Annotated in this window: 2 protein-coding genes; both read left to right on the top strand. The window is 71.9% G+C overall.

From position 1 onward, the window contains the following. The first annotated feature begins 1 nt into the window (after nucleotide 1). Complete coding sequence (locus NV348_RS07325; protein WP_447146330.1) at nucleotides 2–10,777, top strand: type I polyketide synthase; 10,776 nt, start codon at nucleotides 2–4, stop codon at nucleotides 10,775–10,777. Further along, on the top strand, nucleotides 10,774–26,532 hold the full coding sequence (locus NV348_RS07320) for an SDR family NAD(P)-dependent oxidoreductase (RefSeq protein ID WP_447146329.1): 15,759 nt from the start codon (nucleotides 10,774–10,776) through the stop codon (nucleotides 26,530–26,532). The genes NV348_RS07325 and NV348_RS07320 overlap by 4 nt, the downstream gene beginning before the upstream one ends.

Below are 26,532 nucleotides of genomic sequence, written 5' to 3'. Positions count from 1 at the left end.
GATGGCCGACAACGACGAGCTTCGCCGGTATCTCAAGAAGACCGCGAAAGAGCTGTACGAGACCAAACAGCAGCTCCGTGAGCTCACCGACCGGTCGCAGGAGCCCATCGCCATCGTCGGCATGGCCTGCCGGTATCCCGGCGGCGTGCGGTCACCCGAGGATCTGTGGCGGGTGACCGCGGACGGGGTGGACGCCGTCGGGGGCTACCCGGCCGATCGTGGCTGGGACCTGGAACGGCTCTTCGACACCGACCCGGACGCACCGGGCACGGTCTACACCCGTGACGGCGGATTCCTCGACGCCATCGGCGATTTCGACGCGGCCTTCTTCGGGATCGGCCCGCGCGAGGCCGCCGCGATGGACCCGCAGCAGCGGTTGATGCTCGAGGCGTCCTGGGAAGCGCTCGAGGACGCCGGGATCGATCCGGTGTCGTTGCGCGGCACCGATACCGGAGTGTTCGCCGGTGTCATCCATCAGCACTACGGCCCGCGCATCGGCTCGGCGACGATCAGCGCCGAGACGGAAGGCCATGCCTACCTGGGTGTGTCGAACAGCGTGCTGTCCGGGCGGATCGCCTACTCCTTCGGGTTCAAGGGCCCGGCCCTCTCGGTCGACACCGCGTGCTCGTCTTCGCTGGTCGCGGTGCATCTGGCCTGTCAGGCTCTGCGTCAGGGTGATGCCACCCTCGCGCTGGCCGGTGGCGTCACCGTGATGTCGGATCCCTCCCTGCTGATCGCGTTCGCGCGTCAGCGTGCGCTGTCCCCGGATGCCCGGTGCAAGGCGTTCGCGGCCGCCGCGGACGGGACCGGCTTCTCCGAAGGCCTGGGCGTGCTGGTGCTGGAGCGGCTGTCGGACGCGCGGCGGCTCGGGCACCCGGTGCTGGCGGTGGTGCGCGGCAGCGCGGTCAACCAGGACGGCGCGAGCAACGGCCTGACCGCGCCGAACGGTCCGTCGCAGGAGCGGGTCATCGCGCAGGCGCTGGCGAACTCGGGTCTCGAGCCCGCCGACATCGACGCCGTCGAGGCGCACGGTACCGGCACGATGCTCGGGGATCCGATCGAGGCGCGGGCGCTGATCAACGTCTACGGCGCGCGGCGCGCGGGTGCGCCGCTGCGGCTGGGGTCGCTCAAGTCGAATGTCGGGCACACCTCGGCGGCGGCGGGCGTCGGCGGCGTGATCAAGATGGTGCAGGCGTTGCGCCACGGCCTGCTGCCGAAGACCCTGCACGTGGATGCGCCGACGCCCCACGTGGATTGGTCGGCGGGCACCGTGGAGCTGTTGCGGGACAACGCGCAGTGGCCGGCGGGGGAGCGGACCCGGCGGGCGGGAGTGTCCTCGTTCGGAGCCAGCGGCACCAACGCGCACCTGATCCTCGAGGAGGCGCCCGCCGAGCCGGTCGACGACGCCGAGCCGATCGCGACCCCCGTCGTGCCGGAGGTCGTTCCGCTGGTGCTGTCGGCCAAGTCCGGCGAGGCCCTGCGTGCCCAGGCGGACCGCCTGCGGCAGTGGCTGATCAGCGACCCCGAACGCGATGTCCGCGACGTGGCGCACGCGTTGACGACCTCGCGGGCGCTGCTGGACTGGCGCGGCGCGGTCGTCGGCCGGGATCGGGACGAGCTGCTGGCCGGGCTGGCCGAGCTGGCGGCGGGCGCGCCCGGCGTGCTCGAGGCGAAGGCGGCCGCAGAGCGCACGGCGTTCCTGTGCACCGGTCAGGGTGCGCAGCGGGTAGGCATGGGTGCGGACCTGTATCGCGCGTTCCCGGTGTTCGCGGCGGCTCTGGACGAGCTGTGCGCGGAATTCGATCCGCTGCTCGGACGGTCGCTGCGTGAGGTGATGTTCACCGACGCCGACGGAGTGCTCGATCGGACCGAGTTCACCCAGCCCGCCCTGTTCGCCTTCGAGGTAGCGATGTTCCGGCTGGTCGAGTCCTTCGGCGTGACACCGGATTTCCTGATCGGGCACTCGATCGGCGAGCTGGCGGCCGCGTCTGTGGCCGGGGTGTGGTCGTTGCCGGACGCGTGTGCGCTGGTGGCGGCGCGGGGCAGGCTGATGGGCGCGCTGCCGGTCGGTGGCGCGATGCTCGCGGTGGCGGTCACCGCCGCGCGGGCGGGCGAGATCGTCGCCGGACTCGGTGATCGGGTGTCGATCGCGGCGGTGAACGGTCCGTGGTCGGCGGTGCTGTCCGGGGAGGCCGACGCGATCGAGGAGATCGAGCGGCAGCTGACCGCCGAGGGGGTACGGACGAGCCGGTTGCGGGTCAGCCATGCCTTCCATTCCGCGCGGATGGAGCCCATGCTGGCCGAATTCCGCACGGTGGCGACCGGTATCGCGTACACGGCGCCGCGCGTGCCGATCGTGTCGAACGAGTCCGGTGCGCTCGCGGACGCCGCGGTGACCGAGCCCGAGTACTGGGTGCGCCAGGTGCGCGGCTGCGTGCGGTTCGCGCCGGGCGTGGACGCCCTGGTCGCGGCGGGTGCGCGGCGATTCGTGGAGCTGGGCCCGGACGCGGTGCTCACGGCCATGACTCGCGAGTGCCTGGCCGAGCAGCCCGAGGCCGAGTCGGTGTCGACGGCGGCGGCGACCTCCCGGCGGTCGGTCGACGAGGTGACACAGTTCGTCACGGCGCTGGCGCAATTCCAGGTCGCGGGTGTGCCGGTGCGGTGGGCTCCGCTGTTCGCGGGTCGGCCCGTGCGCCGGATTCCCCTGCCTACCTACGCCTTCCAACGTCGGCGCTACTGGTTGCAGCCCGAGCACGCCGGCTCGGCCGGTGCCTCGGATCATCCGATCCTGACGGGTGTGGTCGGGGTGGCCGGCACCGACGAGTGGCTGCTCACCGGCAGGCTCGCGCTCCGCACCCAGCCGTGGATCGCCGATCACCTGACCTACGGCGTGGTGGTCGTGCCGAGCGCGACCTTGATCGAGTTCCTGCTCGCGGCCGGTGCGCGGATCGGCTGCGCGGTCGTCGACGAGCTGACCTTGCAGGCGCCGATCCTGCCGACCGACGATGCCGAGATCGAGCTCCAGGTCCTGGTGCAGGCCGCCGACGACTCGGGGCGTCGCCCGTTCGAGTTCTACTTCCGGACCTCGCCGGAGTCGGTATGGGTGCACAACGCCACCGGCGCGTTGGCCGCCCGCTGGGACGGTGACTCGGCCCTGTCGGAGCGGCTGCGGGACGAGGACTGGCCGCCCGCCGACGCCGAACCCGTGGACTGCGCAGGACTTCCGGCGCGGATCTCCCGCGACGCCGGGCTCGAGTACGGTCCGGCCTTCCTCGGCGTACGCGCCGCGTGGCAGCGGGACGACACCGTCTTCTCCGAGATCGCCCTGAATCTCGACGCGGCGCCCGAAGCGGGCCGCCACCACCTGCACCCCGCGCTGCTGGACATGGTCATGCACGCGGGGTTCTCCCGGTTGCTCTGGGGCGACGCGAATCCTGATCCCGACACCGGCCGACTGCTGTTCCGGTGGGGCGGTGCGCGATTCCACGCCTCGGGGCAGTGGCCCGCGGAGGTGACATCGCTGCGCGTCATCGCGGTCGCGTCCGGCCCGGAGACCATCTCCGTCGCGGCGATCGATCCCGAAGGCACGCCGATCATCTCGGTCGACGCGGTCGTGATGCGCCCGTACGACGTGAAGGAATTCCGGAGCGCGGTCGCCGGTGCGGAGGCCGGTCTTCATCAGGTGCAATGGGAGCCGGCCGACATCGCCGGGTCGGCGAGCGTTCCGGCGACGGCCACCCTTGCGAACACGACGGTGCCCGGAATCGACGTGACATTCGCGTCCGTGGCGGATCTCGCTGTGGCTGAGTCCGTTCCGGCTGTCGTGGTGTGGCGGGCCGTCGGTGCGCAGACCGTCGACAGTCCGGAAGCGGTGCGGTCGGGTGTCCGCGATATCTTGGCGACGCTGAAACTCTGGCTCGCCGAGGAGCGGCTGTCGGCTACCCGGCTGCTCGTCGTGACGACGGGCGGCACCGGAATGCCCGGTGAGACACCCGATCTCGCCGCGGCCGCGATCTGGGGTCTGCTGCGCAGCGCGCAGTCGGAGCACCCGGACCGGTTCGTCTTGGTCGACGAGGACCCGGCCACGCCACTCGATGCGGATCGGATCGCCGACGTCCTGCGATCCGGCGAACCGCAGGTCGCGGTGCGCGACGGCCGGCTGCTGACGCCGCGACTGGTGCGCGCGGCCACCCCGGACGCGACACCCGTGTCCTTCGGCGACGGCACCGTGCTGATCACCGGCGGTACCGGTGGCCTCGGTGCGCTGTTCGCCCGCCACCTCGTCACCGCGCACGGTGTGCGTGATCTGGTGCTGACCTCCCGTCACGGTCCCGCGGCGGCGGGCGCCACCGAACTGGTGGCCGAGCTGGCGCGACTGGGCGCCCAGGCACGGGTCGTGGCCTGCGATGTGGCCGAGCGGGAGGCGGTGCGCGACCTGCTCGACGGCATCGGCGCCGGACTGACCGGCATCGTGCACACCGCCGGAGTGCTCGCGGACGGCACGGTCGCGACGCTGACCGATGATCAGGTGGACCGCGTGCTGGCACCGAAAGTCGACGGCGCCTGGCACCTGCACGAGCTGACCCTGGACCGGACGCTGTCGGCGTTCGTGCTGTTCTCGTCGATCGCGACGGTGCTCGGCTCCGCGGGGCAGGGCAACTACGCCGCCGCGAACGGCGTCCTCGACGCCCTGGCACAGCGGCGCCGGACCGATGGCCTCGCCGCCACGTCGCTGGCGTGGGGACCGTGGAACCAGGGCAGCGGGATGACCGGTGGCCTCGATGGTGCCGCGCTCGCGCGGTGGGATCGGCTGGGCCTGAGCCCGCTCGCGGAGCTCGACGGCCTGCGCCTGTTCGACGAGGCACTCGCGCACACCGGCGCGCGCCTGGCGCCGATCCGATTCGATGCCGCCGCGCTGCGCCGGGAGACCGATCCCGCGGCTGTTCCCGCCGTCCTTCGCGGCTACGTGCGACGCTCGGCCCGCCCGGCGCAGGCGGCGACCGTGTCGCCGGTGGGCTCGCTGGCCGCGCAGCTGGCCGAGGTCCCCGAGGCGCGTCGCGGCGAGCTGATCCTCGACGTCGTGCTGACCCAGGCCGCCGCGGTGCTCGGCCACGAGTCGGGCAGCGATATCCGGCCGGACCAGCGTTTCGACGAGATCGGCTTCGATTCCCTGGGCGGCGTGGAGTTCCGCAACCGGCTCGGCAAGGCCACCGGCCTGCCACTGCCGTCGACCCTGGTGTTCGACCACCCGACCCCGGCGGCGGTGGCCGAGCTCGTGCGGTCCCGCGTCACGCCGACGGCCGCCGGGCCCGCCACCAAAACCGTGCGCCGGGTACGGGCCGACGAACCGATCGCGATCGTCGGCATGGCCTGCCGCTTCCCGGGCGGCGTCGAATCACCCCAGCAGCTCTGGGAGCTCGTCGCTGCCGGTATCGACGCCACCGGCGAATTCCCCGCGGATCGCAGCTGGGATCTGCCGCGACTGCTCGACGCCGACCCCGACAAGCCGGGGACCGTGTACACCAACCGTGGCGGATTCCTCTACGACGCGGGCGATTTCGATCCCGGCTTCTTCGGGATCAGCCCGCGTGAGGCGTCCGCGATGGACCCGCAGCAGCGGTTGCTGCTCGAGGTGTCGTGGGAGGCACTGGAAGACGCGGGTATCGACCCGAGCACGCTGCGCGGCAGCGACACCGGCGTCTTCGCCGGCGCGGGGGCGTCGGGCTATGTCGATCGCGTGGTGGGCGATCTGGAGGGCTACCGGCTCACCGGCACCACCAGCAGTGTGATCTCCGGGCGCGTGGCCTATGTCCTCGGACTCGAGGGTCCCGCGGTCACCGTGGACACCGCGTGCTCGTCGTCGCTGGTCTCCCTGCACCTGGCCTGCCAGGCGCTGCGCCAGGGCGAGAGTTCGCTGGCGCTGGCCAGTGGCGTGACCGTCGCGGCGACCCCCTACCTCTACGTCGATTTCGCGCGGCAGCGTGGCCTGTCGCCGGACGGGCGCTGCAAGGCGTTCTCCGACGCGGCCGACGGCGTCGCGTTCGCCGAGGGTGTCGGCGTGCTGGTGCTGGAACGGCTCTCCGACGCCCGGCGCCTTGGACACGATGTCCTCGCCCTGGTCCGGGGCACGGCCGTCAACCAGGACGGCGCGAGCAACGGGCTGACCGCGCCGAACGGCCCGTCCCAGGAACGGGTGATCGCCCAGGCGCTGGCCAGCGCCGGACTCACCCCCGCCGACGTGGACGCGGTGGAAGCGCACGGCACCGGCACCCCGCTGGGTGACCCGATCGAGGCCAACGCGCTGATCGCCGCCTACGGCCAGGACCGTGGCGACCGCGAGCCGCTGCGGATCGGCTCGATCAAATCGAATATCGGCCACACGGTCGCGGCGGCCGGTGTCGGTGGCGTGATCAAGATGGTGCAGGCGCTGCGCAACGAAACCCTGCCCGCGACCCTGCACGCGGAAGTGCCGTCCCCGCATGTGGATTGGTCGGCGGGATCGGTGCGCTTGCTGACCGAGCCGGAACCGTGGCGCGCGGGCGGGCCGGTGCGCCGGGCCGGTGTGTCGTCGTTCGGTGTCAGCGGGACCAACGCTCACGCGATCCTCGAAGAAGCCCCCGCCACCCGATCGGCAGTCGCCCAGCGGGCCGCCGATGGTCCGCGCACGGTGCCGCTGCTGGTGTCGGCCAGGAGCCGGACCGCGCTCGCGGCCCAGGCGGCGAGACTGCGGACCTGGCTGCTCGACCATCCCGACGCCGATCCGGCCGACGTGGCGTATTCGCTCGCGACCAGCCGTGCGCAGCACGAGTACCGCGCGGCGGTTCTCGGCGGCGACCGCGATCATCTGCTGGACCGGCTGGGCACACTGGCCGCCGGTACCGTCTCGACCGGTGTGGTGTCCGGCACGGTGTTTTCCGGGAAGACCGCGTTCCTGTTCACCGGTCAGGGCGCGCAGCGGATCGGGATGGGCGCGGGTCTGGCCGCGACGTTCCCGGTCTTCGCCGCCGCACTCGACGAGGTGTGCGCCCGGTTCGACCCGCTGCTGGGTTGTTCCCTGCAGCAGGCCATGTTCACCGGACACCTGCTCGACGACCAGGGCGTTGCCGCGGCGAGCGGGATCCTGGACCGGACCCGGCTGACCCAGCCCGCGCTCTTCGCCTTCGAAGTGGCGCTGTACCGGCTGGTGGAGTCGTTCGGGCTCGTCCCGGACCTGGTGATCGGGCACTCCATCGGTGAACTGGCCGCGGCGCACGTCGCGGGTGTGTGGTCCCTGGACGACGCCTGCGCGCTGGTCGCGGCTCGCGGCTCGCTGATGGACGCGCTGCCCGAGGGCGGTGCGATGCTGGCCGTCGCCGCGACCGAGGACGAAGTCGCCACGGCCATCGCGGAATTCGGTGATCGGGTGTCGGTGGCCGCCGTGAACGCGCCTGCCGCCGTGGTGATCTCCGGTGACGACGACGCGGTCGACGCGGTCGATCAGCGGTTCACCGAGCAGGGCCGCAAGACCAGCAGGCTGCGGGTCTCGCACGCGTTCCACTCGCATCGGATGGAGCCGATGCTGGCCGAGTTCGAGGCGGTGGCGGCGGGCGTCACCTACCATGCCCCGCGAATTCCGCTGGTGTCCAACGTCTCCGGTGCGCTCGCCGGGGACGAGATGCTGGCCCCGGCGTACTGGGTCGCGCAGGTGCGCGGTGCGGTGCGGTTCGCGCCGGGCATCGAGACCCTGGTGAGCTCGGGAGTGCGGCGATTCCTCGAGATCGGCCCCGACGCGGTTCTCGCGGCGATGACCCGCCAGACCCTGCCCGCCGAGATCGAGGAGCGGTCGGTGGTCGCCGCGGCGGCCCGCCGCGAGCACGACGAGGTCGAACAGTTCCTGACCATGCTCGCCCAGGCACACGTCGCCGGGGCGACGCTGGACTGGACCGGGCTGTTCAGCGCGGGCCGGGTCTCGCGAGTCCCCTTGCCCACCTATGCCTTCGAGCATCGGCGGTTCTGGCTCGAACCCGCGCCCGGTGACGCCGGGGCGGCCACGGCGGAACATCCGCTGCTCACCGACGTGGTGCGGGTGGCCGACCGGGACGAGTGGCTGTTCACCGGCCGCTTGTCGCTGCGCACCCACCCCTGGATCGCCGACCACATGACGTACGGCGTCGTGCTGGTGCCGAGCGCCGCGCTCATGGAGATGCTGCTGGTCGCCGGTGCCCGCATCGGTTGCGGCGCGGTCGAGGAGCTCACCCTCGAGGCGCCGATCCTCCCGCCCGCCGAGGGGGCCGTGGAGCTCCAGGTCCTGGTGCGGGAGCCGGATTCCGCGGGACGCCGGTCGTTCACCTTCCACTACCGGCTCGCCGACGCGGCCGACACCGAGTGGACGCGCAATGCCAGCGGCGTGCTGAGCGGTCACCAGCTGTCCGACATCGGGCTGATGGCGATGCTGCGCGCCGAGCCGTGGCCGCCGGTCGGCGCCGCACCGGTCGACCCCGCCTGGATTCCGGCCCAGGTGGGCCGGGTGGCCGGACTGGAGTATGGCCCGTCGTTCTACGGCATCGAGGGTGCGTGGCGCACCGGGGACACCATCTTCTCCGAGGTGACCCTGAGCCAGGAGGTCCCGGCCGACCGGTTCCAGCTGCATCCGGCGCTGTTCGACATGGTGATGCACGCCGGACTGGTCTGCCTGATCTGGTCGGCGGAAGCGAACAATCCCGCCGAGGGCAAACTGCTGTTCCGCTGGGGCGCGACCCGCTTCCACACCACCAGCAAGGTGACCTCCCTGCGGGTGATGGCCATCCAGCGCGACAGCGAGACCATCACCGTCGTCGCCGTCGACCAGGACGGCAACCCGGTCGTCTCCATCGACGAAGTGGTCATGCGCTCCTACGACGTCCAGCAGTTCCGCGCCAACCTGGCCGGTGGCCGGGCGGGCCGGTACGGGGTGCGCTGGACAGCGGTCGGGACACCGGAGGGCCTCGCGCCACCCGGCAGCGCCGCCGTGCTCGGTGCCGCGCCGGTGCTCGGGATCGACGATCGTTACCCGGATCTGGCGGCGCTCGCCGCGGCGGCACCGGTTCCCGACCTTGTCGTCTGGTCCGAAATGACGGGAGCGCAGCAGGATTCGGCGGCCGGAGATCGGGTGAAGACCGCGCTGGAAACGGTCCGGGGCTGGCTGGCCGACGACCGGTTCGCCCGGTCGCGGCTGGTGGTGGTCACCCGGCGGGCGGCCGGACTGCCCGAGGAATCACCGGAGGTCGCGGCGGCCGCGGTCACCGGCCTGATCCGCAGCGCGCAGACCGAGTACCCGGGGCGGATCGTCCTGGTCGACGCCGACGCGGCACCCGTGTCGGCCGACGCGATCCGGGCCGCGATCGCGACCGGTGAACCGCAGGTCGCGGTCCGTGGCGACCGGGTCCTGTCACCGCGTCTGGAGCCCGTGACCGCACCGGCCACGGAACCTCTCTCGTTCGGCCATGGCACGGTGCTGATCACCGGCGGCACCGGCGGATTGGGTGCGTTGCTGGCCCAGCATCTGGTCACCACCCATGGTGTGCGACGGCTCCTGCTGGCGTCGCGCCGTGGTGACAGTGCCGACGGCGCCGCGGAACTCGTGGCGAAGCTGTCCGGCCTCGGTGCCGAGGTGCGGATCGCGGCGTGCGATGTCACCGACCGCGACGCGCTCCGGGACCTGCTCACCAGCGTGCCCGCCGAGCAGCCGCTCACCGGCGTCGTCCATACCGCGGGCCTGCTGGAAGACAGCACGTTCCACGCCCTCACCGCCGACCAGGTCGATCGGGTGTTCGCGCCGAAGGCCGACGCGGCCTGGCACCTGCACGAGCTCACCCGCGACCTGGACCTGTCCGCGTTCGTCCTGTTCTCCTCCATCGCCGGCGTGCTCGGCTCGGCGGGACAGGCGAATTACGCCGCCGCCAACAGCTTCCTGGACGCCCTCGCGATCCGGCGCCGGGCCGAAGGTCTGCCCGCGCTGTCCCTCGCATGGGGACCGTGGCAGCAGGACATCGGCATGACCGGCACCCTGGACCGGCTCGCCCTGAGCCGGATGGAGCGGCTCGGCCTGGCCCCGCTGGACCGCGCCGACGGCCTGCGCTTGTTCGACGACGCGCTGACCGGTGCCGAACCCGTGCAGGCGCTGGTCCACCTGGACACCGACAAGCTCCGCATCGAAGCGCACAGCGGCCCGGTGCCCGGCGCCCTGCGCGGCTTCGTCCGCACCAGGGACCGGGCGGTCGCGAGCACGAGCACCGAACCCTCGCTCGGCGAGCGCCTGCACGGGGTGGCCGAGACGAAGCGTCGTGGCCTCGTGCTCGACCTGGTGCGCGACACCGTCGCCGCGGTGCTCGGCTACGCCTCGGCCGACGAGATCGCCCCCGATCGCGGCTTCGACGAACTCGGCTTCGACTCGCTCGGCGCCGTCGAGTTCCGCAACCGGCTGTCGAACCTGACGAGCCTGTCGCTGCCGTCGACCCTGGCGTTCGACTACCCGACCGCCGGTGACCTCGCCGACTACCTGCTGGCGCGGACCACGGTGATCGCACCGTCCACCCCGGCGGCGACACCCGACGACATCGCCCGGCTCGAGTCGCTGCTCGACCGGATCATCGCCACCGCGGGCGACGACGACGAGACCGTCGCCGGCCTGCGTGGCGTCAACAACCGTCTGCGCACCTACCTGTCCGGCCGCTGGTCGGACAGTGAGTACGACGATCTCGACCTGCCTTCCGGCAGTGAGCTCTTGGATCTGATCGACGAGGAGTTTGGCCCAGCATGAGCAACCCCGGCACCAGCAACGAGGAACGACTCAGCCGGTATCTGCGCAAGCTCACCGGAGAACTCCGCGCGGCCAACAAGCACATCGACCAGCTCGCGGAGCGGGCCGCCGAGCCGATCGCGATCGTCGGCATGAGCTGCCGGTATCCCGGCGGCGTCGAGACTCCGGCCCAGCTGTGGGACCTGGTCGCGACCGGCACCGACGCGGTCGGCCCGTTCCCGGCCGACCGTGGCTGGGACCTCGAGCGCCTGTTCGATCCCGACCCCGACGCGGCGGGCTCGATCTACACCCGCGAGGGCGGGTTCCTGGACGCGGCAGGCGATTTCGACGCCGCGTTCTTCGGGATCGGCCCGCGCGCGGCGGAGGCGATGGACCCGCAGCAGCGGCTGTTCCTCGAGGCCGCCTGGGAGGCGCTGGAGGACGCGGGGATCGACCCGGTGTCGTTGCGCGGCAGCGACACCGGCGTGTTCGCGGGCGTGATCCACCAGGACTACGGCCCGCGCGTGGGCACGCCCGGCCTGACCGCCGAGGCGGAAGGCCATGCCTACCCGGGTGTTTCGGCCAGTGTGCTGTCCGGGCGGGTGTCGTTCACCTTCGGTCTCAAGGGTCCGGCGCTGTCGGTGGACACCGCGTGCTCGTCGTCGCTGGTCGCCCTGCATCTCGCGTGCCAGGCACTGCGCCAGGGTGATACCTCGCTCGCGCTGGTCGGTGGCGTGACCGTGATGTCGGATCCCACGCTGCTGATCGCCTTCGGCCGCCAGCGCGCGCTGTCGCCGGATGCCCGCTGCAAGGCGTTCGCGGCCGGGGCGAACGGCACCGGCTTCTCCGAGGGACTCGGCATGCTCGTGGTCGAGCGGCTCTCGGACGCCCGCCGCCACGGCCACCAGATCCTCGCGGTGGTGCGCGGTACGGCGGTCAACCAGGACGGCGCGAGCAGCAGACTGACGGCGCCGAACGGTCCCTCGCAGGAGATGGTGATCGCGCAGGCCCTGGCCAATGCCGGTCTGACGCCCGCCGATATCGACGCCGTCGAGGCGCACGGCACCGGCACCACCCTCGGCGACCCGATCGAGGCGCAGGCCCTGATCGCCGTCTACGGCCGCGATCGCACCGGCGACCCGCTGCGCATCGGCTCGCTCAAGTCGAATATCGGCCACACCTCCGCCGCGGCCGGTGTCGGTGGCGTGATCAAGATGGTGCAGGCGATGCGGCACGAAATGCTGCCCGCGACACTGCATGTCGACGCCCCAACGCCGCACGTGGACTGGTCGGCGGGAACGGTGCGGCTGCTCACCGCGGCCGAGCCGTGGCCCGCGGGCGAACGGGTGCGCCGTGCGGGCGTGTCCTCGTTCGGCGCCAGTGGCACCAATACCCACGTCATCCTGGAGGAAGCTCCCGCCGCGGTCGAGGCGGCCGACGACGCGCCGCCGGTTGTCGCGCTGGGGGTCACACCGCTGTCGGTCTCCGCGAAATCCGAAGCAGCCCTGCGGGAACAAGCGGCCAAGCTGCTGCGCTGGGCGATCGAACATCCCGAGCTGACGGTCGACGACATCGGCTACTCCCTGTCGACCACGCGTGCCCGGCTGGAATGGCGCGGCGCGTTCGTGGCCGCCGACCGGGACGAGATGCTCGCCGGACTGACCGCCCTCGCGGAGGCGTCACCCGCCGGTGGGGTGACCACGGGCCAGGCGGTGCTGCGCAAGACCGCGTTCCTGTGCACCGGCCAGGGCGCGCAGCGCGACGGCATGGGACGCGCGCTGTACGAGGCGTTCCCGGTGTTCGCTGCCGCGCTCGACGAGGTCTGCGCGCAGTTCGATCCGCTGCTGGGAGTCTCGCTCCGGCAGCTGATGTTCGACGGTGACGGCGGCTCGCTCCATCGCACCGAGTACACCCAACCCGCCCTGTTCGCCTACGAGGTCGCGCAGTACCGGCTGTGGGAATCGTTCGGTGTGACACCGGATGTCCTGCTCGGTCATTCGATCGGTGAGCTGGCCGCCGCCTACCTCGCCGGCGTGTGGTCGCTGCCGGACGCGTGCCGGTTGGTGGCGGCCCGTGGCCGCCTCATGGGTCAGCTGCCGGAGGGCGGCGCGATGCTGGCCGTCGCAGCCGGTGCGGCCGAGATCGCCGACGCCCTCACCGCCCATGCGGACGCCCTGTCCATCGCGGCGGTGAATTCGCCGACCTCCGTGGTTGTTTCCGGGGACGAGGACGCGGTGACGGCGGTCGAGCGGCTGTTCGCCGAGCGCGGCCGCAAGACCTCGCGCCTGACGGTGTCGCACGCGTTCCACTCGCACCGCATGGACGCGATGCTGGCCGAATTCGAGGCCGTCGCACGGGGTGTGACCTATCAGCGCCCACAGCTGGCCCTGGTCTCGAATCTGTCCGGTGAGCTCGCGGGCGACGAGGTGCTCGAACCCGGCTACTGGGTCCGGCAGGTGCGCGAAGCCGTCCGGTTCGCCCGTGGTGTGGAGACTCTCGTGTCCTCGGGTGTGCGGCGGTTCGTGGAGATAGGGCCGGACGCGGTGCTGTCCGCGATGACCCGGCAGTGCCTGCCCGACGATATCGAGGCGCAGTCGCTGGTGATCGCGGGTGCGCGGCGCGGACAGGCCGAGGTCGAGCAGTTCGTGCGGTGCGCGGCGAGTGCCGACGCGGTCGGTGTCGATGTCGACTGGGCGGCGTTCTTCGCCGCGCGACCGGTCGCGCGAGTCGCGTTGCCCACCTATGCCTTCCAGCGCCGCCGCTACTGGCTCGAGACCTCCGTCGGCGCCGCCGATGTCGAGTGGGCCGGGCTGGGTGCGGTCCGTCATCCGCTGCTGGGCGCGGTGGTGTCGGAGCCGGAGTCCGGTGGTGTCCTGCTGACCGGTCGGCTGTCGGTCGCGACCCAGCCATGGCTGGCCGACCATGTGGTCGCGGGTGCGGTCTTGCTGCCCGGCACCGGGTTCGTGGAGCTGGCACTGCGCGCGGGCGCCGAGGCCGGGTATCCGGTGATCGAGGAACTGACCTTGCAGGCACCGCTGCTGCTGCCCGCGGCGGGTGGGGTGCAGGTCCAGGTGGTGGTCGGCGGGGCCGACGACGATGCGCCGCACCGATCGGTCTCGATCTATTCGCGCGGCGAACACGACCGTGACGGACAGTGGTCGCTGCACGCGCGCGGCCTGCTGGCCGGTGAGTCCGCGGCGATCGACACCGCCTCGGAGACCTGGCCGCCCGCCTCGACCGGCATCGATATCGAAGCCGCGTACGCGGCTCTGCTGGCGCGTGGATACGACTACGGTCCGGCATTCCAGGGTGTTCGGGCGCTGTGGCGGCGCGGTGCCGAGGTATTCGCCGAGGTCGCCCTCGATGCCGAAACCGGCGTCAGGGCCGAAGGATTCGGTATCCATCCGGCACTGCTGGACGCGGCCATGCAAGCCGGTCTGCTCGCAGGCGTGCTGGAAACCGATGCGGAGCAAGCGCACTCGCCGTTCGCCATCCCGACCGGTCAGGTGGTGCTGCCCTTCTCGTGGGAGTCGGTCTCGCTGCGTGCGGCCGGCGCCTCCGTGCTGCGGGTGCGGCTGGCCTCGACGGGATCGTCGGTGTCCTTCACAGCCACCGACGACCAGGGCCGCCCGGTCCTGTCCGGCACGCTGACCACCCGTCGGACGCCACTCGACCAGCTCACGGCAGGCGTGGGCAAGCCCGCCGCGCCCCTCCTCGAACTGACCTGGTCGCCGGTCACGGCCGAACCCGTCACCATGCCCGCGACCATCGGCCGGTGGGACCAGCTCGACGCGGAATCACCGGTGCCGCCGGTTGTCGTGGTCGAAGCCGGATCCGGCTGGACCGCACCCACCGGCGCGGACGTGGTGACGACCACCCACACCGAGGTCACCCGGATCCTCGCGGTGATCCAGCCGTGGCTGGCCCAGGACCGCTTCGCCACGAGCACCCTCGTGATCGCCACGCGCGGCGCGGCCGCGCTCCCCGGCGATGACCTCACCGACCTCCCCGGTGCGGCGGTCTGGGGCCTGGTGCGCTCCGCCCAGACCGAGGACCCCGGCCGAATCGTCCTCGTCGACGCCGACACGGTCGTCGACGAGAACCTCGCGGCCACCGTCCTGGCTGTGGGCGAACCTCAGGTCGTCATCCGCGACGGCGTCACCCACACCGCCCGGCTCACCAGGCCCACCGGCCCCAGCGCCGCGAGCACCGGGACCCGCGCGGGCGTTGTCGCTGCCGGCATGGACGTGGCCGCTACCGGCGCGGGTGCTTTCGGTGCGGGGACGGTTCTGATCACCGGTGGAACCGGTGGTCTGGGTGGGGTGATCGCTCGGCACATCGTGGCCGAGCACGGGGTGCGCTCGCTGCTGCTGGTGAGCCGTCGGGGTCCGCAGGCCGAGGGCGTGGATGCGCTGACTGCCGAGCTGGCGGAGTCCGGGGCGCAGGTGCGGGTGGTGGCGGGTGATGTCACCGATGCCGCAGCGGTGGCCGCGCTGCTGGGTGAGGTGCCCGAGCAGTGGCCGTTGACCGGGGTGATCCATGCCGCCGGTGTACTCGACGACGGAGTCATCGCCTCGTTGACCGCCGAGCGGGTCGACACCGTCCTGGCGCCGAAGGCCGACGCCGCCTGGTATCTGCACGAGGCGACCGCGGATCTGAATCTGTCCGCGTTCGTGGTGTTCTCCTCGGCCTCGGGCACCGTCGGTGGCCCAGGTCAGGGCAACTACGCCGCCGCCAACACCTTCCTCGACGCGCTGGTGGCGCATCGCCGGGCCACCGGGCTGGCGGGGCAGTCGCTGGCGTGGGGTCTGTGGGCCCGCTCGAGCGGGATGTCCGGGCAGCTCGGTGACACCGACGTGGCCAGGATGAGCCGCAGCGGATTCACCGCCATGCCGGATGCGCAGGCGCTGGCCGGATGGGACGCGGCTATCGCCCACGGCGCACCGCACGCGGTGATCGCCGTCCTCGACACCGCCGCGATCCGGGCCGAGGCCGAAGCCGGACTGCTGCCACCGCTCCTGCGGGACCTGGCCCCGGCGACCCGCCGCGCCGCCACCTCGACAGTGGTGTCGGACTTGCGGATTCGGCTCGCCGGTGCGGATGCCGAGCGCCGGCGGCAGCTGGTCCTCGACACCGTGCGCACCCACATCGCGGCCGTGCTCGGTCACGACAGCGGGTCCGCGATCGATCCCGCTCGCGCCTTCCAGGATCTCGGCTTCGATTCACTGAGCGCGGTCGAGCTGCGCAACCGGCTCAAGACCGGCACCGGTCTCGCGCTACCCGCCACGGTCGTCTTCGACTACCCGACACCGCAGGCGCTGGCCGAGCACCTGGCCGACGAGTTCCTCGGCACGGCAACCGATATCGAGGTCGTCGCGGGCCGGGCCGTCGACGACGATCCGATCGCGATCGTCGGTATGGCCTGCCGGTACCCGGGCGGCGTCAGCACGCCCGAGGACCTGTGGCGGCTGGTCGCGAACGGCGTCGACGCGACCTCGGAGTTCCCGGTGAACCGTGGCTGGGACACCGCGCGGATCTACGATCCCACCGGCGAGCAGCCGAACACCACCTACACCAACGAGGGCGGATTCCTGCACGGCGCGGGCGAATTCGACCCCGCGTTCTTCGGCATCAGCCCCAACGAAGCCGCGGCGATGGACCCGCAGCAGTTCCTGCTGCTGGAGAGCTCGTGGGAGGCCTTCGAGCGGGCCGGGGTGGATCCGGCGGTCCTGCGCGGCAGCGCGACCGGCGTCTTCACCGGCATGATGTATCACGACTATCCGGTCAACGCGAACTCCGGTTCCATCGCCTCGGGCCGGGTGTCGTATGTCTTCGGCCTGGAAGGGCCGTCGGTCACCATCGACACCGCGTGCTCGTCGTCGCTGGTCGCCATGCACCTGGCCGCGCAGTCGCTGCGCTCGGGGGAGTGCGATCTGGCGCTGGCCGGTGGTGTCGCCGTGATGGCGACCCCGGAGACCTTCGTGGAGTTCAGCCGTCAGCGCGGGCTGGCGCCGGACGGGCGGAGCAAGTCCTTCGCCGACGCCGCCGACGGTGTCGCCTGGTCCGAGGGTGTCGGCGTCCTGGTGCTGGAACGACTGTCCGACGCACGCCGCAACGGACATCAGGTGCTGGCGGTCGTCGCCGGATCGGCGGTGAACCAGGACGGCGCGTCGAACGGTCTGACCGCGCCGAACGGTCCGTCGCAGCGGCGGGTGATCCGGCAGGCGCTGGCCAATGCTGGGGTGTCGCCGGTCGACGTCGATGCCGTCGAAGCGCACGGCACCGGAACGACTTTGGGTGATCCCATCGAGGCGCAGGCTTTGCTGGCGACCTATGGCCAGGATCGCCCCGAGGATCGGCCCCTGTGGCTGGGCTCGTTGAAGTCCAATATCGGCCACGCGCAAGCGGCGGCTGGTGTGGGTGGCGTGATCAAGATGGTCATGGCCATGCGCCACGGTGTGCTGCCGCGGACCTTGCACGTGGATCAGCCCAGTACCAAGGTGGATTGGTCCGCGGGGCATCTCCGATTGCTGACCGAGGCCGTCGAGTGGCCGCAGGTCGATCGGCCGCGTCGCGCGGGCGTGTCCTCGTTCGGCATCAGTGGCACGAACGCGCATGTCATCGTGGAACAGGCTCCGCCGGTGGCGGATTCGGTGACTACGGGCGGCAGCGCGGGCCTGCTGCCGTGGGTGCTGTCGGCGCGCGGTGACGACGCCCTCACCGACCAGGCCGCCCGGCTGGGCGCGCACGTGGATGAATTCGGCGCCGATCCCGCGGATGTCGGGTTCTCGCTGGTCGCCACTCGCGGTGTCTTCGAGCATCGCGCCGTCGTCCTGGCCGAGGACACGCCTCGTCTGCGTGCGGGAATCGCGGCGCTGGCCGCCGGTTCGGCCGGGTCCGGGGTGGTGACCGGCCGGGCGGTGGCGGGTGCGACGGGACTGGTGTTCTCCGGTCAGGGCGCGCAGTGGGCGGGCATGGCGGCCGAGCTGCATGCCGCGTATCCGGTGTTCGCCGACGCCTTCGACGAAATCGTCACCGGGCTGGATCCGCTGTTGGGACAGCCGGTTTCGCTGCGCGAAGCACTGTCGGACGACGACTCGGTCGACCGGACGGTGTTCGCGCAGGCGGGCTTGTTCGCCTTCGAGGTGGCGCTGTTCCGGCTGCTGGAATCGTGGGGCGTGCGCCCGGACGTGGTGGCCGGTCATTCGATCGGTGAGGTCGCCGCCGCGCATGTGGCGGGTGTGCTGTCGCTCGGCGACGCGTGCACGCTGGTGGCGGCGCGCGGTCGGTTGATGCAGGCGCTGCCCTCGGGTGGGGCGATGGTCGCGGTGGGTGCGCCGGAAGCCGAGGTGCTGCCGCTGCTGGGCGACGCGGTGTCGATCGCCGCGGTCAACTCCCCCGGCGCGGTGGTGCTGTCCGGTCCCGAAGATGCTGTCGCGGCCGTGGCCGAGGTGTGTGCCGAGCGTGGGTGGCGGACCCATCGGCTGCGCGTCTCGCACGCCTTCCATTCGGCGCTGATGGAGCCGATGCTGGCCGAATTCGCCACGGTGATCGGGCAATTGCGGTTCGACCGGCCGAGCGTCGATCTCGTGTCGACTGTGACCGGCCGCCGCGTCGAGGACGAACTGTCGGACCCGGCGTACTGGGTCGATCAGGTCAGGGCGACGGTGCGCTTCGCCGACGCCGTCGCCACCATGGCCGAGCTGGGCGTCACCAGGTTCGCCGAGGTGGGACCCGATGCCGTGCTCACCCCGATGATCACGCAGATCATCGACGACGCCGCCGCGACGGTGGTGGCTTTGGCGCGTCGCGACCGGGCCGACGCGTCGTCGGTGCTGAGCGGCGTCGCGGGCCTGTTCGTATCCGGCGCGGCCGTGGACTGGACCGGGGTGTTCGCCGGCACCGGCGCGCGGCGCGTCGACCTGCCCACCTACGCCTTCCAGCACGACCGGTTCTGGCTCGACGCCAAGCAGGCGCTGGCGAAGTCGTGGCTCGGCGCCGAGCTGGGCGGCGTCACCGCGGTCGGGCTCGACGCGGTGGACCATCCGCTGCTCGGAGCCGTTGTGCCGCACCCGGAGTCGGGCGGAGTGAGCTTCACCGGCCGCTGGTCCGTGGACGCCGTGCCGTGGCTGGCCGACCACAGTGTGCTCGGTGTCGTGCTGCTGCCAGGTACCGGATTCGTGGAACTGGCAGGCTACGTCGGCGGACTGGTCGACTGCGCGGTGGTGGACGAACTCGTCCTGCACACGCCGCTGACGGTGCCGTCCGAGGGCAGCATCGCGGTGCAGGTCGTGGTGGCCGGCCCCGATGACGCCGGTCGCCGACGGCTCGGCGTGCACTCACGCCAGACCGCCGACGGCCCCTGGGCCCTGCACGCCGAAGGTGTGCTGGCACCGGGCGAGACGGCCGCCGACTTCGAGCTGACCGCCTGGCCACCGGCCGGTGCGGAGCCGATCGACGTCGACAGCGCCTATGACGAATTGCTAGATGTCGGTTACGGATACGGCCCGTTCTTCCAGGGCCTGCAGGCGGCCTGGCAGCGTGGCGACGAGCTGTTCGCCGAAGTGGCGCTGCCCGATCCGCGCGATGCCGAGGGCTTCGGCATCCATCCCGCACTCTTCGATTCGGCCCTGCACGCGGGGATCATCCACGGGCTGCGCGGCGGCGTCGCGGGCTTCCCGGCACTGCCGTTCACCTGGAACCAGGTCGTCGTGCACGCGGCGGGCGCCGCCGCCGTGCGCGTCCGCATCGTGCTGGACGGCACCAGGTATGCACTGCAGATCGCCGATGACGAAGGTCAGCCGGTGATGTCGGTGGGCGCCTTGATCTCCCGGCCGGTGTCGGCCGAACGACTCGGTGCGGACCGGATCTCGGAGTCGCTGTTCGGCATCGACTGGGTCGCCGCCTCGGCGTCGACGGCGGCGGTCGAGCCGGATCGCCTCGCGCTGATCGGTGCCGGAGGTTCGGGCGATGTCCGCGGATACGCGGATCTCGCGGCGTTGACCGCCGACCTCGACGCGTCCCCGGATCCGGTGATTCCCGAGGTCGTCCTGCTCGTCACCCCGAACAATGCCGCGGCGGCGCCGGAGGCGGCCCGCGAAGTCCTCGCCGGAGTCCTCGACACCGTGCAACGGTGGCTGGCCGATCCTCGATGGGACGGTGCGCGGTTGGTCGTGCTGACCGCGCACGCGGTGCATGCCGACCAGGTGAACCTGGCGCAGGCACCGGTGTGGGGGTTGCTGCGCGCCGCACAGGCCGAACACCCGGGCCGCTTCCAGCTCCTCGACCTGGATGCCGCCCCCGACCCGCTTCGGATCGCGTCCGCCGTGGCTACCGGGGAACCCGAGGCGGCGCTGCGCGGAACGACACTGCTCGTCCCGCGCCTGACCCGCCACACACCCGGCACGATCGCGCGGTCGATCGATGCCGGGACGGTCCTGATCACCGGCGGCACCGGCGGTTTGGGTGCCGTGCTCGCGCGGCATCTGGTGACGGCCCACGGTGTCCGCCACCTGCTGCTGACCTCCCGGCGCGGCCGGGCCGCGACCGGTGCGGACGAATTGCGTGCCGAGCTGGTCGAACTCGGTGCCGAGGTCACCATCGCCGCCTGCGATGTGTCCGACCGCGCCGCCCTCGCGGCGCTGCTCGCCACCGTGCCCGCCGAGCATCCGCTGGTCGGTGTGGTGCACGCGGCAGGCGCCGCCGACAACGGGCTGATCGAGGCGCTCACCCCGGAGCGGATCGATCAGGTGTTGCGGCCCAAGGCCGACGCCGCCTGGCATCTGCACGAACTCACCGCCGAGCACGCGCTGTCGCTGTTCGTCCTGGTGTCCTCGGCCGGTGGTCTGGTCCTGCCCGCCGGGCAGGCGAACTACGCGGCGGCCAATGTCTTCCTCGACGCCCTCGCCGCGCACCGGCACCGCCTCGGTCTGCCCGCGATCGCGCTCGACTACGGCATGTGGGCCAGGGCCACCGGACTCGGCGCCGACCTGTCCGAAGCCGACTTCGACCGGCTGCGCAGGCAGGGTTTCCCGCCGCTGACCGAGGCGGAGGGGCTGGCGCTGTTCGACGCGGCCATCGCCACCGACACGGCCCAGCTGGTCCCGTTGCGCGTCGACCCGGCCGTGCTGCGGACCCGCGGCGAGCAGATCCCGGCGTTGCTGCGCGCGATCGCACCGGCCCCTGTGCGTCGTGCGACTCGCACGGCGGCGGGCCAGGCGTTCCTGCGCAAGCTGGCCGGGCTGTCCGACGCCGATCGGGGCGGCGCGCTGCTCGACCTGGTCCGGTCCGTGGCCGCCGATATCCTCGGCCACGCCTCGGCCGACGCCGTCGTCGCCGATCGGCCGTTCCAGCAGCTCGGCTTCGACTCGCTCGGCGCCGTGGAGTTCCGCAACAAGCTCAACACGGCGACCGGTCTGCACCTGCCCGCCACGCTCATCTTCGACTACCCCACCCCGGGGGTCGTCGCGGAGTTCCTCGACGCCCAGCTCACCGGTGCGGTGACGGCCGAGGAACGCGTGGTCGGCCGGGTCCGCGCCGACGACGAGCCGATCGCGGTGGTGGCCATGAGCTGCCGCTACCCGGGTGGTGTCGCCTCACCGGAGGACCTGTGGCAGCTGGTGACCTCCGGCGGTGACACCGCGGGAGACATGCCGCTCGATCGCGGCTGGGACATCGACGGCATCTACGATCCCGAGCCCGGCAAGGCGGGCAAGACCTATACCCGCCGCGGTGGCTTCCTCTACGAGGCAGCGGAATTCGACGCCGACTTCTTCGGGATCAGCCCGAACGAGGCCACCGTCATGGACCCGCAGCAGCGGGTGCTGCTCGAGGTCTCGTGGGAGGCGCTCGAGCGTGCCGGGCTGGACCCGGCCGTGCTGCGTGGCAGTTCGACCGGTGTGTTCACCGGCGTGATGTACCACGACTACGCGCAGGGCTCCGGTACCGGCAGCAGCGCGGCGGGCAGCCTGGTCTCGGGCCGGGTGTCGTATGTGTTCGGGCTCGAGGGGCCGTCGGTCACCGTGGATACGGCGTGCTCGTCGTCGCTGGTGGCGCTGCATCTGGCCGCGCAGTCACTGCGGTCGGGGGAGTGTGAACTCGCCTTGGCCGGTGGTGTGGCCGTCATGGCAACCCCGGATATGTTCCTCGAATTCGGACGTCAGCGCGGACTGTCGCCGGACGGCCGGTGTAAGTCGTTCGCCGACGACGCCGATGGGGTCGGCTGGTCCGAAGGCGCGGGCGTGCTCGTGCTGGAGCGGCTCTCCGATGCTCGCCGCAAGGGGCATCAGGTGCTGGCGGTGCTGGCGGGTTCGGCGGTGAATCAGGATGGTGCGTCCAACGGGTTCACGGCTCCGAACGGTCCGTCGCAGCAGCGGGTGATCCGCCAGGCGCTCGCCAATGCGGGTGTCTCCCCGGCCGAGGTGGATGTGGTCGAAGCGCACGGCACCGGAACGACGTTGGGTGATCCGATCGAGGCGCAGGCTTTGCTGGCGACCTATGGTCAGGATCGCGCCGAGGATCATCCGCTGTGGCTGGGTTCGTTGAAGTCGAATATCGGTCACGCTCAGGCTGCTGCTGGTGTGGGTGGCGTGATCAAGATGATCATGGCGATGCGGCACGGGGTGCTGCCACGGACGCTGCACGCGGATCAGCCGAGTACGAAGGTCGATTGGTCCGAGGGGCACGTCCGCCTGCTGACCGAATCGGTCGAGTGGCCGGCACTGGATCGCCCGCGTCGTGCGGGTGTGTCCTCGTTCGGCATCAGTGGCACGAACGCCCACGTCATCGTGGAACAGGCGCCGACAGTGGCGGATTCGGCCACTCCGACCGACCCGCCCGGCGCGATGACGCCGTGGGTGCTGTCCGCGCGTAGCGGCGAGGCGCTGGCCGATCAGGCCGCTCGGCTCGCCGCCCGAGTGGGCGATCTCGACCCGATCGACGTCGGCTTCTCGCTGGCCTCGACGCGCGGCGTCTTCGAACATCGTGCCGTCGTCTTGGCTGGGGACCCCGCTGACCGGTCGGCGGAGTTGCGGGCTTTGGCCGACGGCACGGAGGTCGCGGATTCGGTGCGCGGCCGGGTGGTGCCGGGTTCGACAGGGTTCGTGTTCTCCGGACAAGGCGCGCAGTGGGCGGGCATGGCTACCGGCTTGCGCACCTATCCGGTCTTCGCCGAGCATTTCGACGGCATCGTCGCGCGACTGGAACCACTACTCGGACAGCCTGATTCGTTGACCTCGGCACTGGACGACGAGGAGCTGATCACCCGGACGGTGTTCGCGCAGGCGGGCTTGTTCGCCTTCGAGGTGGCGCTGTTCCGGCTGCTGGAATCGTGGGGCGTGCGCCCGGACGTGGTGGCCGGTCATTCGATCGGTGAGGTCGCCGCCGCGCATGTGGCGGGTGTGCTGTCGCTCGGCGACGCGTGCACGCTGGTGGCGGCGCGCGGTCGGTTGATGCAGGCGCTGCCCGCGGGTGGGGCGATGGTCGCGGTGGGTGCGCCAGAAGTCGCAGTGCTGCCCTTGCTGACCGGGGAAGTATCGATCGCGGCGGTCAACGGTCCGTCCTCGGTCGTGCTCTCCGGCGTCGACGCCGAGGTGTCCGCGGTGGTCGAGCGCTGTGCCGAGCACGGTTGGCGGACGCATCGGCTGCGGGTGTCGCACGCGTTCCACTCGGCGTTGATGGAGCCGATGCTGGCCGAATTCGGTGCGGTGGTGAGTGGATTGACGTTCGGCCGACCGAGCCTGCCGGTGGTCTCCACCGTGACCGGCGCCCGGATCGGCGACGAGATGTCCGACCCGGCCTACTGGGTCGGCCAGGTCCGCGACACCGTGCGTTTCGCCGATGCGGTCGCCACGATGGCCGAGCTGGGAGTCACCCGGTTCGCCGAGATCGGTCCCGACGCGGTGCTGACGCCGATGGTCGCGCACACCCTCGACACCGCGACGACGGTCGCGCTGTCCGCCCGCGAGCATGCCGATCCGTCGACGCTGCTGACCGGGCTCGCCCGGCTGCACGTCGCCGGAACACCGGTGGACTGGTCGGCCCTGTACGCCGGTTCCGGTGCGCGGCGAATCGACCTGCCCACCTACGCCTTCCAGCGCCGCCGCTACTGGATGACCGAAGGCGCCGCCGCGGGCGACGCACGGTCGATGGGTCTGCTGGCGACCGGTCACCCCCTGGTGTCGGCGGTCATCACCCACCCCGACTCCGACGCGGTCACCCTCACGGGCCGCCTGTCGGCGCAGGCACAACCGTGGCTGGCCGACCACCGGGTCCTGGACACCGTCCTGTTCCCCGGCACCGGTCTGGTCGAACTCGCGCTGCACGCCGCGGAACAGGTCGGCTGCGCGACCGTGGCCGAGCTGGTCCTCCAGGCGCCGTTGGTGCTCACCGAGACCGGCGGCCTCGCACTGCGCATCGTGGCAGGCGACCAGGACCCCGCCGGGCAGCGTCCGGTGCGGATCTTCTCCCGCCCGGACGACAGTGACGCGGCGTGGACCCTGAACGCCGAGGGCATCCTCGCGACCGACGCGGAGGTCCCCACCACCGCGCTCACCGCGTGGCCACCGGCCGACGCCCAGCCCGTGGAGCTCGGCACGGTGTACGACGACCTGCTGGCCGCGGGCTACGGTTACGGCCCGTTCTTCCAGGGTCTGCGCGCGGTCTGGCAGCGCGGCGACGAGGTGTTCGCCGAGGTCGCGCTGCCCGAGTCGATCGGTGCCGAGGGCTTCGGCATCCACCCCGCGCTCTTCGACTCGGCCCTGCACGCGCTCCTCGCCGGCGGTGACCTGCCCGCGGACGGGATCGCGCTGCCGTTCGAATGGTCCGGTGTCACCGTGCACGCGGCCGGAGCGACCGCGCTGCGGGTCCGGCTCACCCGGGTCGGCGCGCACGGTGCCGCGCTCGAGCTGGCCGACCAGTGGGGCGCACCGGTGGCCACGGTGCGGCACCTGGCGTCGCGGCCGATGGATCCGGCGCAGCTCACGGCGGGCGCGTCCACCGTGAGCAACGCGCTGTTCCAGGTCGAGTGGACACCGATCCCGGTGTCGCGGCACGAGATCGACGCGGTCGCGTGGACCGACCTCGGTGCCGGGGTGCCGGCGGTGGCGGTGCTCGACTGCCCGCCGGGCAACGAACCGGCCGACATCCGTACCGCAACCCATCTCGTCCTGTCGGCGGTGCAATCCTGGCTCGGCGACGAGCGGTTCGCGAATGCGGTGCTCGTCGTCCGGACCCGGGGCGCGGTCTCGGTCGCCGGGGAGGACATCACGAACCTCGCCGGTGCGGCGGTCGGCGGTTTGGTGCGGTCGGCGCAGTCCGAGAGTCCCGGCCGGATCGTCTCGGTCGACGCGGACGCCGACATCGACGGGCTGCTGGGCGGGATCCTGGCCACGGGCGAACCACAGGTCGCGGTGCGTGCCGGACAGGTCCATGCCGCACGGCTGGCCCGCATCGGTGCCGCCGCGGTCGGTGCGGTCGCGAGTCCGGTCTTCGAGCCGGACGAGACCGTGCTGATCACCGGTGCCGGTGGCCTGCTGGGCCGGATGTTCGCCCGGCATCTGGTCGGTGCCCACGGTGTCCGTCGGCTCCGGTTGCTCAGCCGCAGCGGCGAATCCGCGCCGGGCACCGCCGCATTGCGTGCGGAGCTGGAGAGTTCGGGCGCGCACGTCGAGATCGATGCGTGCGATGTCGCCGATCGCGACGCGCTCGCCCGCGTCCTGGCCGATATCCCCGCCGCGCACCCCCTCACCGCGGTGTTCCACCTGGCGGGCGTCCTCGACGACGGCGCCATCGCTTCGCTCACCGCGGCGCGGATGGACACCGTCCTCGCCCCCAAGGTCGACGCCGCGCTGCACCTGCACGCGCTGACCAGCGACCTGCCGTTGAAGGCCTTCGTGCTGTTCAGTTCGGCGGCAGGCGCCTTCGGCAACACCGGCCAGGGCAACTACGGCGCGGCCAACGCCGCGCTGGATGCGCTCGCGGCGCACCGCAGGGCCACCGGCCGGCCTGGCCAGTCGCTGGCCTGGGGTCTGTGGGACGGCGGCATGGCCGGCGAACTCGGCGAGGTCGACAAGCTGCGCATGACCCGCACCGGCATGCTCCCGCTGTCACAGGCGCAGGGCCTGGCCCTGTTCGACGCCGCGACCCGCCTCGACACGGCGGCACCGGTCCTGGCCCGGCTCGACCTGGCCACCATGCGGGCCGCTGGCTTCGCCCCGGCCCTGCTGGCCGGGCTGACCGCGCCGCGCCGGGCAGCGGCCGTGGACGCGAGTGCCGGGTTGCGCGCCCGGCTGGCCGAAACCCCGGACGGGGAGCGGCACGGCGTGCTGGTCGAGATCGTCCGTGGTCAGGTCGCCGCGACACTGGGACACCGCGACGCCCATGCCGTCGACGCGGATCGGGCCTTCAGCGAACTCGGCTTCGACTCGATCACCGCGATCGAGTTCCGCAACGCCCTCAAGACCGCCACCGGTCTGGCGCTGCCCGCGACGCTGGTGTTCGACTACCCGACTCCCGCCGCGCTCGCCGACTATCTCCACGACGAACTCACCGACCGGCAACCGCAACCCGATCACCCCGATGCCGAGATCCGGCGGGCCCTGCAGACCATCCCCCTCGCGCGCCTGCGCGACGCGGGGCTGCTGGACGCGCTCCTGCAACTCGCCCAGGGTCAGCACAGCCACGACGAGCCCGACCAGCCCATCACCGAGGAGTCGATCGACGACCTCGACATCGATGACCTGATCGATCTGGCTTACCACAACTCCGCAGAGGACTGA

It is taken from the genome of Nocardia fodinahabitans (assembly GCF_052983615.1).
This window is presented reverse-complemented; position numbering and strand designations above follow the sequence as displayed.

Coding starts and splice junctions, on each gene's coding strand:
- NV348_RS07325 (WP_447146330.1), top strand. CDS start 2: ATGGCCGACAACGACGAGCTTCGCCGGTATCTCAAGAAGACCGCGAAA.
- NV348_RS07320 (WP_447146329.1), top strand. CDS start 10,774: ATGAGCAACCCCGGCACCAGCAACGAGGAACGACTCAGCCGGTATCTG.